This is a genomic window from Paenibacillus sp. 7523-1, assembly GCF_002276415.1.
Lineage (GTDB): Bacteria > Bacillota > Bacilli > Paenibacillales > Paenibacillaceae > Paenibacillus > Paenibacillus illinoisensis_A.
This window is the reverse complement of the sequence record NZ_NPBR01000005.1, coordinates 755,027-769,138: the sequence shown is the minus strand read 5'-3', so window position 1 is coordinate 769,138 and position 14,112 is coordinate 755,027. Positions and strand designations below refer to the sequence as shown.

Genomic DNA, 14,112 nt, shown 5'->3' with positions numbered 1-14,112 from the left:
TTATATAAGAGGGGAGCCGGTCCTTTCTGTCATGCTTTATACGATGATGGATCACGTCTCCTATGCATCCGGGCCATGCTGTAGTAGAATTAAGAGAAGCTATATCGAATAATGTACCTATTGATATAAGAATGTAAGCTAAGGGGGCTCGGAGCCATGGCAGCCGAAGTCAAGGAACGGATAAATCTGAAAGAAATCAACTGTGAGAAGGAATTGACCCTTGCTGTTATTGGCGGCAAATGGAAACTTATTATATTGTGGCACCTGGGCCTGGAAGGAACCAAACGATTCAGTGAATTGAAACGATTGATCCCTCATATCACCCAAAAAATGCTGACGAACCAGCTTCGGGAGCTGGAGGAAGATCGGCTGATTGAGCGCAAGGTTTATGCAGAAGTCCCTCCTCGGGTAGAATACAGCTTGACGGACCATGGACACAGTCTGATGCCAGTCCTGCGAGCCATGTACGATTGGGGCAAAAATTACGGGGAAAATGTAATCTGGAAATCAGAATAATTTAGAGTCAAATAACCTAAATCAAATAAACCGCCGAGGTATGGAATAATTCCACACCTCGGCGGTTTATTTTGAATCAGCTTGAACCCAAAGTCTCAATTTGGGAGATGTCAGGTATAAACGGTCGTAATATGATACGATGAGAGATATTGGAAATGCAAGGAGGAGGACATATACAGATGGAAAAAATACGTACACGCGACGAGGTAAGCCAGGAGTCGACATGGAATCTGACCGATTTGTTTGGGACTGATGCGGAGTGGGAACAGGAACTCAGATCACTTCCTGATGCAGCTGTCGCTATTGAAACGTTCAAAGGACGTCTGGGCGAAGGTGCCGAACAGCTGCTGGCTTGTCTGGACGCACGTGAAGCACTTCAGGAACGGATTGTGAAGACCGCATCCTACGCACGACTGAAACAATCTGAGGATAGTACCAATCCGGTAAACATGGAGAACTCGGCCAAAGCGGGAGATATCCTATCTTCTCTGTCGTCTTCCTTGTCTTTTGTCAATTCGGAAATTGCAGATCTTCCCGAGGGAACAGTGGAACGCTATATTGCAGAACTTCCCGGACTGGAGCCCTATGCTCGCAGCCTGAACCTTCTGCTTCAGGAAAAAGCTCATCGTCTCTCACCGGAGACGGAGAAGGTGCTGGCTTCCCTCGGTGAGGTATTGGATTCGCCATACCGGATCTACCTGCGTGGTAAACTGGCAGACATGACTTTTGACGATGCGCTGGATGGAGAAGACAACAACCGTCCACTGTCCTGGTCTTTTTATGAAAATAACTACGAAATGTCTTCTGATACCAAGCTGCGCCGTTCTGCTTATGCAGCCTTTAGCTCCAAGCTAAATGATTATAAAAATACTTTTGCCGAAAGTTATGCAACCGAAGTGAAGAAACAGGTTGTTTTATCCAGGCTTCGCGGTTACGACGACGTCACCGATATGCTGCTTAGCCCGCAGCAAGTTAGCAAAGAGATGTACAACAATATTCTGGATATCATTCAGCAGGAACTTGCACCGCATATGCGCAAACTTGCGGCTCTCAAGAAACGCGAGCTGGGGCTGGACAAGCTTATGTTTTGTGATCTCAAGGCTCCACTGGATCCTGAATTCAGTCCGATCATTACATATGAGGAAGCCTGCACGCTCATCCGCGAAGCGCTTGCTGTGCTTGGACCCGAATACAGCGAAATTGTGGAGCGGGCATTTAGCGAACGTTGGGTAGATTACGCAGATAATGCCGGCAAATCAACGGGGGCTTTCTGTTCATCCATTTACGGTGCGCATTCGTATATCCTTATCTCATGGGCTAACAATATGCGTGGTGCGTTTACGCTCGCTCATGAGGTCGGACATGCTGGACATTTCATGCTTGCCGGACGCTATCAGCGGATCACCAATACAAGGCCTTCTCTATATTTCATTGAGGCACCATCAACCATGAATGAAATGCTGCTGGCTGATCATCTGTTAAAACGCTCTGACAATCCAAGAATGCGTCGGTGGGTAATCTTGCAATTACTCAACACATATTACCATAACTTCGTAACCCATCTGCTTGAAGGTGAATTACAGCGCCAAGTATATGCACTTGCGACCAAGGATGAACCGATTACAGCCAAGCTGCTCAGTGAGCTCAAAGGAAACATTCTTTCCGCGTTCTGGGGTCCTGACCTGGTTGTAGATGAAGGGGCGAAGCTAACCTGGATGAGACAGCCTCATTACTATATGGGTCTGTATCCTTACACCTATGCAGCCGGTTTGACGGCATCGACTGCAGCTGCCGGACTGATTCGCGAGGAAGGACAGCCTGCCGTGGATCGCTGGCTCGAAGCATTAAAAGCAGGAGGTAGTCTCGCACCTCAAGAGCTAATGAAACTTGCGGGTGTGGACATGTCCGGACCTGAACCAATTCGTGCAGCCGTGGCGTATGTAGGCAGTCTGGTTGATGAACTTGAACGTCTGTATTCCTAATTACGTTCATATAGTATACGGACAAGGCTAGTAAGGTTGTCCACGTGCACCGTCTCCTTGGCAAGGGACGGTGCATTCTTATTATGGAGCCGGAAAGGAACGATGATGAATGACAACGACCAACATATCCTCATCGATGGGCAGATTAACCACAGACGGCTTCGGTATATTTGACGACATGAATAGTGTGCCGGGATTTGAGGGGAATCAGGGAGGTTTTTTTTCGGGATTTAATGAGTTTGGGGCCATGAGTGCATTCGGATCCATATTTATTGGTGCTATATTTCTCATCATTGCATGTGTGATTGTGTACGCCATTATTTCAGGGGTTCGAACATGGTCTTCGAATAATGCAGCAACACTGCTCACGCTGCACTGCACCGTGGTGGCGAAGAGAACCCAAGTTACCGGAGGGAGCGGGGACAGCAGTGCCTCCACCTGGTACTATGCAACATTTCAACTGGATAACGGAGAACGTGTGGAACTGAACGTCGGCGGAAGCAACTACGGCATGCTGGTGGAAAATGACCAAGGCATGCTGACATACCAGGGCACAAGGTTCAAGCATTTCGAGAGAGATGTGCAGCCCCAGTCCGGCGTAAGCAATGGCCGTTTTTATACGTAATCCAAACGTAATCGAACCAGAAGAACGACTTATCCAAGGGATCAGGTCGTTTTTTTGTTGGAAAAGAACAAAACACAGGGTATTCAAACGCTTACATCAGTGATATACTCGTAAAATAAAGCTAAACAGTATAAAACAAAAACAAACAAACAATTAAGCGCAGGTAAAATGCAACATTTGCATAGAAAGGTTGGTGTAGAGCAGTGAGCGTGTTGGCGTATGATTTGGGAGCTGGCAGCGGGAGGGCGCTGCTGGGTCATCTGGATGACCGCGGAATAACGGCCACCGAAGTTCATCGATTCAAGAATGAGCCGGTCAAAGCAGGCGAGCGAATGCACTGGGACATTCTGCGTTTGCATCATGAAGTGCTGCAAGGTCTGCACCTGGTCAAGCAGCAGGGAGAGCAGCCAGGCAGTTTGGGGATCGACTCCTGGGGAGTTGACTTTGGACTTCTGGGCCACAATGGAGAATTGCTTGGTAACCCCTATCATTATCGTGATGGACAGTTCAACGGCATGATGGAACAGATTCGCAAGGAGTTAACCTCCCAGCGGATCTTCGAGCGAACAGGTATTCAATTTCTAAGTTTTAATACCCTGTACCAGCTCGCAACCCTGCAGCGGAACGGTTCACCACTGCTGGGTGCAGCAGATCGTTTCCTTATGATTCCGGACCTGCTTCGGTACTTTTTGACTGGAGAAGCGGTGAATGAGTTTACCAATGCAACGACAACACAGCTCTACAACCCGGTGAGCGGGCAGTGGGACGGAGAATTGCTTGCTCACATCGGGGTCTCGGATCAGTTGTTTGGTGAAGCAGTGATGCCAGGTACACGAGTCGGTCAACTCCGCAGCAGTATATCCGGTGAATTGGGGATATCAGCGATTCCTGTTATTGCAGTAGCCGAGCATGATACGGGTTCAGCAGTGGTCGCTGTCCCGGCAACGGATCGTTCATTTGCTTACTTGAGCTGTGGAACCTGGTCCTTGATGGGAACGGAGATCGATCATCCTGCCATTACTCCGGAAAGTTTGGCCTTGAACTTTACGAACGAAGGCGGAGCTGGCGGAACATTCCGTATGCTGAAGAACATTATGGGACTCTGGATCCTGCAGGAGAGCATGCGTGAATGGGAGCGTCAGGGGAAGGGGATCAGTTACGCTGAATTATTAAAACAAGCTGAAGCGGCTCCTCCATTTGCAAGCTTGTTTGACCCTGATGACGATCTGTTTATGCCAGCAGGTGACATGACGATTCGGATTCGCCAGTATTGCCGAGATACGGGACAGCAGGAACCACCGGACCAAGGAGCTATTGCCAGATCCATCCTGGAAAGTCTTGCGCTGAAATACAGAAGAGTACTGGAATGGACGGAACAATTATCGGGTCAGTCTTTTAATGGATTGCACATGGTCGGTGGAGGTATCCAGAATCAATTACTGTGCCAGTGGACGGCAAGCTCTATTGGCAGACCGGTATGGGCAGGGCCGGCAGAAGGCAGTGCAATTGGTAACATGGCTGTCCAATGGATTGCCAGCGGAGCGTTCAAGGACATTTGGGAGGCTCGCAGGGTCATTCGTGATTCTTTCCCGGTAACCGAGTATGAACCGAAAGACAGATCGATTTGGGAAGAGGCATACGGCAGATTTCTTAGGTTAACGGACTCATCGAAATCACAGGCCGGAAGTGAGGTGTAACCATGCTGGCTGCGGAGCGGTATGATCGGATTGTCGAGATGGTTAATGAAAGCGGAAGCATGCGTGTGTCCGAGCTAAGTGATCGCTGTAAGGTAACCGAAGAGACCATTCGCCGCGATCTGGATCGGCTGGAGCAAGCCGGGCGATTAAAACGCTCCCATGGAGGTGCTGTGAGCATCAAGGATGATCAGCCGGAGATCCCGTATCGCGTGAGGGAAACGACGCATGCGGAAGAGAAGAAGCGAATTGCTCAGGCAGCCCTTGCCATGATTCGCCCCGGGGATCGAATACTCCTGGATGCAAGCACCACTGCAGGTTATATGGCTGCGAACATGCCGGATATTCCGCTGACGGTGTTAACCAACTCGATTCAGGTAGCGACTGAACTTAGCAGCAAGGACAAAATAGAGGTGATTTCTACCGGGGGCCAGTTGGCACAGCGTTCGCTATCGTTTGTCGGGCCGCTCGCTGAACGTTCACTGGAAACGTATCACGTTGATAAACTGTTCTTGTCCTGCAAGGGGGTCCATCTGGATGGTGGCGGAATTAGCGAATCCAATGAACTGCAAGCCAGGTTGAAACAAAAAATGGTCGGCATCTCCGACCAGGTTATTTTGCTCGCAGATGCCAGCAAGTTTGGTGTGCGAGCGTTCGCCAAGGTAACCGGATTGAATGCGGTTCATGCGGTCATACTCAATGAGCAGCAGGATGGTGATCTCATGAAACGATTGAAGGACTATGACATCCAAATTACGACTGTATAAGCATATGGGCACGTGGTCAGCTCGTTCTGCTTGATACCTGGTGTTAACTACAATAAATCAATTACTAATTGATTATGGGAGCGTGTATTTATGAAGGTCTCCTTGTTCATTACCTGCCTCAGCGATGCCATCTACCCGCGTGTCGGAGAAGCGATGGTCAGACTGCTTGCCGCTCACGGCGTTCGGTTGGAATTTCCACCTGTCCAAACCTGCTGTGGTCAGCCTTCTTATAATAGCGGGTATTGGGATGAGACGAGAGTGGCAGCCAAAACGATTCTGGAAGCGTTTGACGACAGCGATTTTGTAGTCTGTCCTTCGGGGTCTTGCACGTATATGATTCATCATTATCCCGAGCTGTTCGCGGATGATCCGGTGTGGCTCGAAAAGGCGAAACGGCTGGAAGCGAAAGCCTATGAATTTACGCAATTTCTGGTGCAGGTGCTCGGGATAACGGATCTGGGCGCACATTTCCCTCACAAGGTTACGTACCATCCATCGTGCCATGGCAGCAGGCTGCTCGGGGTGAAAGACGAACCGATGGCGCTGTTGTCTGCAGTGAAAGGGCTGGAATTTGTACCGCTTCCGTATGGAGAGGATTGCTGCGGGTTCGGGGGAACGTTTGCTGTAAAAATGTCCGATATATCTGGCGCCATGGTTACCGAGAAGGTGGATCATATCAAAGAGACCGAAGCCGAGGTGCTTGTTGGACTGGATATGGCGTGTCTCATGAATATCGCAGGCAATCTGCGTTACCGGAATGAACCGGTGCGTGTCATGCATTTGGCGGAATTACTGTATGAGGGGGTGCAAACAGGATGAGTCAGCCTGGTGTAATGGATGTGTCTGTTAAGAAGCGTGCGGAACTCGCGCTCAATGATGATTTTCTGCGCAAAGCCGTCAAGTTTACAACAGAACGTCTGCGGAACGGAAAGAAATCCGCTTCGGAGGAACACGGAAACTGGGATGAATGGCGGGAACGAGGCCGCCAGATTCGACTGCATACAATCGCATATCTGGATTATTATCTGAATGAATTCGTCAATAACGCTCGTGCTAACGGTATCCATATCCATTTTGCAGATACATCGGCCGAGGCAGCCGCAATTGCCCTTGATATAGCGGCCCACAATGAAGCTGCGTCCGTGGTCAAATCCAAATCAATGGTGTCGGAAGAAGTACATCTGAACCATGCGCTTGAATCTGCAGGCATTGAAGCCATTGAGACCGATTTGGGTGAATATATCATCCAGTTGGCTGGGGAAGCCCCCTCACATATCGTTATTCCGGCGATTCACAAAAATCGTTATCAGATTGCGGATTTATTATCAAAAGAAGCAGGGGAAACCCTTGAACCGGATACAACCGTGCTCGCCGGGTTTGTACGCAAAAAGCTGCGCGAAAAATTCCTCGAGGCTGACATTGGTATGACGGGCTGCAACTTCGCCATTGCGGAGACAGGCTCCATGGTGCTGTTCGAAAATGAAGGCAATGCCCGTATGGTATCCACTGTACCGAAGACACAAATTACCTTGATGGGAATGGAGCGTATCATTCCTTCCTGGACCGATCTTGAAGTGATGGCTACGCTGCTGCCGCGTTCCGCAACAGGACAAAAATTGACCATGTATATGTCAGGCATCACCGGGCCGCGCCGAACAGCAGACGGGGATGGTCCTGATGAAATGCATATTATTATCGTGGATAATGGAAGATCCCTGCAGCTTGGCGATCCTGAGTTCCAGGAACTGCTGAATTGCATACGCTGCGGAGCCTGTCTGAATGCTTGTCCTGTATACCGTCATATAGGCGGTCATGCCTATGGTGGTACCTACAGCGGTCCGATTGGCGCGGTGTTGACCCCAGCACTGAATGGAAATATAGACGAGTGGAACGACATTGCCAGTGCTTCGAGTTTGTGTGGGGCCTGTTATGAGGCCTGTCCTGTCAAAATACCTTTACATGATATGCTCGTGTATTTACGCAGACGCAAGGTTGAAGAAGGCCACGGAAACAAGCTGGAGGGAGTCGGCATGAAGGGATTTGCCGCAGTGGTGTCCAGCTCCAAACGTTTCAGTGCTGCTATTCGTCTGGGCCAGCTTGGCCAGAAGGCTGTTGTACGCAATGAAGGAATCTCGCTCAAGCTTGGTCCGCTCAAGGGCTGGAACACATACCGAGTTGCACCGAGTCTGGCCAAACGTTCATTCCGCCAGCAGTGGAGCAAGCTGGGTCAGGAGCTGGATCAAGATCCAAAAGAAATGGATAGCAACGTTCGCAACCGGATGGAGCACATTTTGCGAGAACGGGAGCAAGGAGGCGGCAGACATGAGCACTGAGCATCAGCAGTGGCTGAACCAATTGGAGAAGCGGTCGCGCGAGAAACAGGAAAAGTTCATGAACGGTATTGCTACCAAGCTAAGAAGACCCCGCCAAAATCATGCGCCAACGCAGCCTTTTCGAGGTGCGCCGTCATTTTGGAATGAACTGGAATGGGACGAAGAGAAACGTATACAGGCATTTACCGATAACTTTGTGAGTGTGGGTGCTCACATTGCTCGAGTGAAGAATCTGGAGGAAGCCTCCAGCTTTATAACAACGAAAGCCAATGAACTGGGAGCAAAGTATGTGGTTCGTCAGAACGAACAGGAACTGGATGAATTGCAGCTTGAAGCAGAGCTGCCGGAAGTGCAGATTTCCGTATGGAACAGCAAGCCGGATGAAAACTGGAAAGCCCGGGCCGCAGAGGCTGATATTGGGGTGGTCATGGCGGATTATGCGACTGCTTACACAGGTTCAGTTACGGTACTCTCTTCACCGGAGAAAGGACGTGCTGTGAGCCTTCTGCCAACCGTATTAATCATAATCATTCCGGTAGAACGCCTGCATACCCGTTTGGGCGAGACACTGAATCGCTTTGATGAAGTAGGAAGAGAGAACCTTCCTGCAGGTATTCATTTTATTTCTGGTCCCAGCCGGTCTTCCGATATCGAAAACGATCTGACGATTGGCGTACATGGTCCGGGTGTAGTATACGGCCTGATTATGGGGTAAAGTGAAAGTCAGAATCTTCCGAATTTATCAATTTTCTAATAACCCAGCACAGCAACTGTCCATTGGAGTAGATCCTTTCTCTGCTCAGGTCAGTTGTTTTTTTTTGCATACTTTCACGAGGTGTAATAGATGTTAGCTATTAAGTTGATATGTTTTATATATTTCATCTATAAGAGGAGCGCAGATATAATTTAGGTCAAGAACCTATTTTAGTCTACATCTTATGGGAGGCGCTATCTATGAAACATATTTATTCTTATCAAGTTTCTTCAAAGGATGGACATATTGCTGATTTATCAAGGTTTGAGGGAAAGGTCCTGCTCATTGTCAACACTGCCAGCAAGTGCAGCTATTCCAGACAATTTTCCGAGCTGCAGCAGCTCTATGACAAGTATGGCGAACAAGGCCTGGAAATTTTGGCGTTTCCCTGCAATCAGTTCAATCATAAAGAACCGGGTAATAATGCAGAGATCACCGAATATTGCAAAAGCAATTTTCATGTGACCTTTCCGATGTTTGATAAGATTGAGGTTACCGGAACATCCATTCATCCTCTATTTTGTCATCTGGTCGAAAAGGCTGCATTCCAGGGATATGATCTTGAAACGGAAGAAGGTCGGTGGATGGATCATTTTGTAAGGGAAAACCACCCTGCACTGTATCAAGGGGACGGGATCAAGTGGAATTTTACCAAGTTTTTAGTCCGAGCGGATGGCGAGGTTAGTGCCCGCTATGAAACGACAGTTGAACCTTTGATGATGGAAACGAAAATCAGGGAACTGCTGAAGCAACGTTAGTTTACATGGTGAAGCTGCCGTGAAAAAATCAAGAGTGGGGAAGGCCTGAATATGTTTCAGGCCTACAGACCACCTAGGACAATGAGCAGGGGCGACCCCATGGTCCTATGACTTTGAGACTGTTGAAGATTGGAACTGGAAATGTTAGGGTAAAAGTAAGATATCGAAGCACCTCATTTTTTTTACTCAAAAATGACCGATATACCAATTTGGTCAGTGGGTTCTATTATGTTTTATCATGATTTGAATCAAATGTGAGTACTTGTAGAAAATGATGGTATACCTATTTATTTGAATTCTGAAGTTAACAGAGCCATGATTCATGATCGGGTCGACCATATGAGTTGGAATAGGAGTGAAGAAGATGTCGCCAATGTCAGTACCCCAGCCCAAAACCTTTGGACCACTGGGTAACTTGCCACAATTGAACTTTGATGAACCGGTGCAATCCTTGGTTAAGCTTGCTGAGGAATACGGACCGATCTTTCGAATGGAATACCCTGGACGGAGTGAGCTGTACATTTCGGGTCATAAGCTGGTTGCCGAGGTGACGGATGAATCCAAATTCGATAAGCGTGTATGGGCACCGCTTGCGAAAGTTCGTGCGTTTGCTGGAGATGGATTATTTACAAGCTGGACGGATGAGCCCAACTGGAAAAAAGCGCATAATGTGCTTCTGCCCAGCTTCAGTCAGCGTGCCATGCAGGGATATCATAATAAAATGATCGATCTGGCCGTGCAGCTTGTTCAGAAATGGTCGCGGCTGAATCCGGATGAAACGGTAAATGTACCCGATGATATGACACGTCTAACGCTGGATACGATCGGGTTATGCGGATTCAATTACCGGTTTAACAGCTTTTATCGGGAAGAACCTCACCCCTTTATTACAAGCATGGTACGCGCTCTGGATGAATCCATGAGTTCGCTGCAGCGTCTCCGTTTGCAGGACAAATTGATGATTAGCAAAAAGAAACAATTTGAGCAGGATATTCGCTCCATGTTCGCGCTGGTCGATCATATTATCGCCGAGCGTAAAGAGCAGCCTCAGGAGGGCGCAGACGACCTATTATCCCATATGCTGAGCGGTAAGGACCCGGAGACGGGTGAAACACTAGATGACGAAAATATCCGCTACCAGATCATTACGTTCTTGATTGCAGGACATGAGACAACGAGCGGACTATTATCCTTTGCCATTTATTATTTAATGAAAAATCCGGATAAACTGGCTAAGGCACAAGCCGAGGCTGACCAGATTCTGAAGGATCCGGTTCCTACGTACAATCAGGTTCGGAGCCTAAAATATATCCGCATGGTACTGAACGAAGCACTTCGTCTGTGGCCAACAGCTCCGGCGTTCTCCCTCTACGCCAAAGAAGATACTGTGCTCGCCGGAGAGTATCCGTTGAAAAAAGGGGACAGCGTCAGTGTGCTCATTCCCAAGCTGCATCGTGACCGCGATGCCTGGGGCGACGATGTGGAAGAGTTCCGTCCGGAGCGATTTGAGGATCCAAGCAAGGTGCCGCACGATGCATATAAACCTTTTGGTAACGGTCAGAGGGCTTGTATTGGGCAGCAATTTGCACTTCAAGAGGCCACGCTGGTGCTGGGCATGGTTTTGAAACATTTTGACTTCATTGATCATACGGATTATCAGTTGAAGGTGAAAGAGACCTTGACGCTTAAGCCGGACCATTTCACCATCCGTGTTCGTGCCCGTGGTGGGCAGCCTGTCATGGCTGTACCGGGTGTAGCGTTGGAAGAGCCAGCTCCTACTGTCAAACGAAAAGAGCTGGACACGGCAAATGCCCATCATACCCCGATGCTTGTTCTGTACGGTTCCAACCTGGGTACTGCGGAAGGCATTGCACGTGAGATTGCAGATACTGCGCGATATCAGGGCTTTCGTAGCGAAGTAGAGGCACTGGATAATCGGGTAGGCAACCTGCCGAAGGAAGGTGCCGTCATTATTGTTAGTGCATCCTACAACGGTCAGCCGCCAAGCAACGCCAAGAATTTTGTGGAATGGATTCAGCATGCAGAAGCCAATGCTTTTGAAGGAGTACGCTTTGCAGTTCTTGGTTGCGGGGATCATAACTGGGCCAGCACGTATCAGCGTATTCCGCGTTTGATTGATGAACAGCTCTCTTCCAAGGGGGCAACCCGGTTGTCCCCACTTGGCGAAAGTGATGCTAGCGGAGATTTCGAGAAGCAGGTTGAGGACTGGAGCGAACAATTGTGGCCGGATCTGGCACAGGCGATGGGATTGAAGCTGAACAGCAGCTCGGGCAGTGAGCGCAGCTCGTTGTCCGTGCAATTTGTTAGTGGGCATGCGGTGACGCCGCTTGCTGATACGTACGATGCCCATGTGGCTCACGTGTTGGAAAATCGGGAACTTCATGATGCTGGCAGCCTCCGGAGCACGCGTCATCTGGAGATTCAGCTGCCAGAAGGCATGACTTACAAGGAAGGCGATCATCTGGGAGTTCTCCCGCAAAATCCACCAGAACTCGTGGAACGTGTACTCAAGCGTTATGGTTTTACGGGTACGGAACACCTGGTTTTGGATGCATCCGGTCGAAGCGCTGCGCACTTGCCACTGCATCAGCCGGTTAATCTGGTTGACTTGCTTAGCCACAGCGTGGAATTGCAGGAGGCAGCAACACGTGCCCAGCTGAGAGAGCTGGCAGCATACACCGTATGCCCGCCGCACAAGAAGGAGCTTGAAGCACTTCTGGACGAATCCGTATATATGGAAGAAGTGCGGGGTAAGCGCGTATCGATGCTGGATTATCTCGTCAAGTATGAGGCGTGCGAAATGCCGTTCGAACGCTTCCTCGAACTGCTGCCTTCACTCAAAGCGAGATATTATTCCATCTCGAGTTCTCCTCGGGTACAGCCAGAGCAGGCCAGTATTACGGTCAGTGTGGTTCGAGCGCCGGCTTGGAGCGGACAAGGGGAGTATAAAGGTATTGCGTCCAATTATCTGGCAAACTTGAAACCGGGTGAAGAGGTGGTTATGTTCGTTCGAACGCCTGAATCCGGGTTTGAATTGCCATCTGATGCAGAAGTACCCGTTATCATGGTAGGTCCAGGAACGGGAGTGGCACCATTCCGTGGATTCCTGCAAGCAAGACGGGTCCTGAAGGAACAAGGACAGAACGTGGGCGAAGCCCATCTGTACTTTGGATGCCGCAATCCGGAGCATGATTATTTGTATAGAAATGAGCTTGAAGCGGCACAGCAAGAAGGACTTGTCCAGCTTCACACAGCCTTTTCCAGAGTCGATGGACAGGATAAATGTTATGTTCAGCATCTGATGAGGGATGACGCCGAAAAACTGATTCCTCTGCTGGAGCAGGGCGGGCATCTGTATATTTGCGGAGACGGCAGCAAGATGGCTCCTGATGTGGAGGCAACACTCAAACAGGCATACACTGACATTAGTGGCAAGCCTGTAGATGAGGCAGATGCATGGCTCGAACGCTTACAGCAGGAAGGCCGTTATGCCAAGGATGTATGGACAGGGCTATAATAAGATAACTCAAGTAGAGTCGAATACAGTGTTCATTACATGGATAAGCTTCAATTAATGAACTTCGCGGTGAGACACAGAGAAATTCTGTGCTCACCGTTTTTGCCGTGAAGCGCTAAGCAGGCAAATCGATGCAGGTTGCGTTATAATGATATGGGCCGTATGGATTAGAGGGGACAGCACGGATTAACGTGTCTGCTTTTTCTTCTTGATTGTTGGACGATGGATGGATTCGATCTGACTCAGGGGAAACAGGATGCGGGAAGGGAATTTGCCGGTTCCCTGCAGCTCCAGATAATCAAGTCCCACGCCAACCAGCCGGATATTTCGAAAAGCATTTTTGGATGGGAACACGGTGCGAATGCCTACTCGAACACCCCGGCGTGTCTGATGTGTATCAAACACACGGATGGACAACAGGCTGAGCGGAATAAACAGTTGTCGATTTACTTTGATAAAATGGCGAGAATACACCCGTTTGATCCGGCCTGGTTCAAGTCCTGACCGCGGTGTATTGAGCTCGGCCAGATGTCCCTGCAGCTCCGCCAGACGCTGTTGCAGCGTTTTGCCTGTATGGAGATGATGCCACTTCATAAGTCATCCTCCGTTCTCCGTTTATACCTACTATATGAACGGATCGGGTCAGGTGGTGAGCAATTGCCTGCCCATGTTTTATCGTATTGGCACATTATTTGAGATAAAGGGAGTGATTCCAATGAACGTGGAACTGAGTAAAGATTTGGTCAAGGATGACCGCGGAAATTACTATATTGCGGTGCACAAGGAAGGGAAAGAGTTAACACTCGTCAATGCGTTTGTGGAGTCATCCTTTACCCCCGAATTCATATACAATGAAGAGTTTCGTAATCGACAAAAGGAGAACGAGGGCGGGTTTCTAGGCAAAATTGCAATGGACCTGCTGCGGCATGACGTGGTCATGGGATTAAAAGAAATTGACCGCAAACTGTTCAATTTGTCGGAAGTAGAGCAGGAATACAACGTAAGTTTCATTGATACGATTGAGTTTTATCGCCACCCGTCGTGGCAGCGAAAAGCTTAAGTGAGTCTGTTTCGCTATAGCATCATAAACCGGGAGAAATGGACATCCTCTCCGCGGTAATGGACATGCTTTGGATAAGCAAAGG

12 protein-coding genes are annotated in these 14,112 nt (G+C 49.0%); 11 read left to right on the top strand and 1 reads right to left on the bottom strand.

All coding sequences use genetic code 11. From position 1 onward, the window contains the following. Nucleotides 1–156: 156 nt before the first annotated feature. The 10 genes from CHH60_RS06750 (at nucleotide 157) to CHH60_RS06705 (ending at nucleotide 12,967) form a co-directional block, all read left to right on the top strand. Nucleotides 157–516 carry a winged helix-turn-helix transcriptional regulator gene (locus tag CHH60_RS06750; RefSeq protein ID WP_095287596.1) on the top strand — a complete coding sequence of 120 codons (360 nt, stop codon included), beginning with the start codon at nucleotides 157–159 and terminating at the stop codon, nucleotides 514–516. A gap of 179 nt (nucleotides 517–695) precedes the next feature. After that, a complete protein-coding gene (gene pepF / locus CHH60_RS06745; RefSeq protein WP_095358493.1) occupies nucleotides 696–2,498 on the top strand; it encodes an oligoendopeptidase F in 1,803 nt (600 codons plus the stop codon). Nucleotides 2,499–2,607: 109 nt separating this feature from the next. Continuing rightward, a complete protein-coding gene (locus CHH60_RS06740; RefSeq protein ID WP_255247848.1) occupies nucleotides 2,608–3,123 on the top strand; it encodes a DUF2500 domain-containing protein in 516 nt (171 codons plus the stop codon). A gap of 203 nt (nucleotides 3,124–3,326) precedes the next feature. Next, nucleotides 3,327–4,820 (top strand): rhamnulokinase, encoded by a 1,494-nt coding sequence (locus tag CHH60_RS06735; RefSeq protein ID WP_095358492.1) that lies wholly within the window; start codon nucleotides 3,327–3,329, stop codon nucleotides 4,818–4,820. 2 nt (nucleotides 4,821–4,822) lie between these two features. Further along, the gene (locus tag CHH60_RS06730; protein WP_095358491.1) at nucleotides 4,823–5,584 is read left to right on the top strand and encodes a DeoR/GlpR family DNA-binding transcription regulator; all 762 of its coding nucleotides are present in this window, start codon (nucleotides 4,823–4,825) and stop codon (nucleotides 5,582–5,584) included. A gap of 90 nt (nucleotides 5,585–5,674) precedes the next feature. Then, nucleotides 5,675–6,403, top strand: coding sequence for a (Fe-S)-binding protein (locus CHH60_RS06725; RefSeq protein WP_095358490.1), 729 nt, complete (start codon nucleotides 5,675–5,677; stop codon nucleotides 6,401–6,403). Then, on the top strand, nucleotides 6,400–7,917 hold the full coding sequence (locus CHH60_RS06720; protein ID WP_095358489.1) for a LutB/LldF family L-lactate oxidation iron-sulfur protein: 1,518 nt from the start codon (nucleotides 6,400–6,402) through the stop codon (nucleotides 7,915–7,917). Before CHH60_RS06725 ends, CHH60_RS06720 begins: the two co-directional genes overlap by 4 nt. Next, on the top strand, nucleotides 7,907–8,632 hold the full coding sequence (locus CHH60_RS06715; RefSeq protein ID WP_095358488.1) for a LutC/YkgG family protein: 726 nt from the start codon (nucleotides 7,907–7,909) through the stop codon (nucleotides 8,630–8,632). Before CHH60_RS06720 ends, CHH60_RS06715 begins: the two co-directional genes overlap by 11 nt. Nucleotides 8,633–8,871: 239 nt before the next feature. After that, on the top strand, nucleotides 8,872–9,429 hold the full coding sequence (locus tag CHH60_RS06710) for a glutathione peroxidase (RefSeq protein WP_095358487.1): 558 nt from the start codon (nucleotides 8,872–8,874) through the stop codon (nucleotides 9,427–9,429). A 364-nt stretch (nucleotides 9,430–9,793) separates the two neighbouring features. Beyond that, the gene (locus tag CHH60_RS06705; RefSeq protein WP_095358486.1) at nucleotides 9,794–12,967 is read left to right on the top strand and encodes a bifunctional cytochrome P450/NADPH--P450 reductase; all 3,174 of its coding nucleotides are present in this window, start codon (nucleotides 9,794–9,796) and stop codon (nucleotides 12,965–12,967) included. Nucleotides 12,968–13,153: 186 nt separating this feature from the next. Here the strand turns inward: CHH60_RS06705 and CHH60_RS06700 are convergent, their stop codons facing one another. Next, the gene (locus CHH60_RS06700) at nucleotides 13,154–13,561 is read right to left on the bottom strand and encodes a hypothetical protein (protein WP_095358485.1); all 408 of its coding nucleotides are present in this window, start codon (nucleotides 13,559–13,561) and stop codon (nucleotides 13,154–13,156) included. A gap of 121 nt (nucleotides 13,562–13,682) precedes the next feature. Here CHH60_RS06700 and CHH60_RS06695 point away from each other — a divergent pair, with 121 nt between their 5' ends. Further along, nucleotides 13,683–14,027 (top strand): hypothetical protein, encoded by a 345-nt coding sequence (locus tag CHH60_RS06695; RefSeq protein ID WP_095358484.1) that lies wholly within the window; start codon nucleotides 13,683–13,685, stop codon nucleotides 14,025–14,027. Nucleotides 14,028–14,112 lie beyond the last annotated feature (85 nt).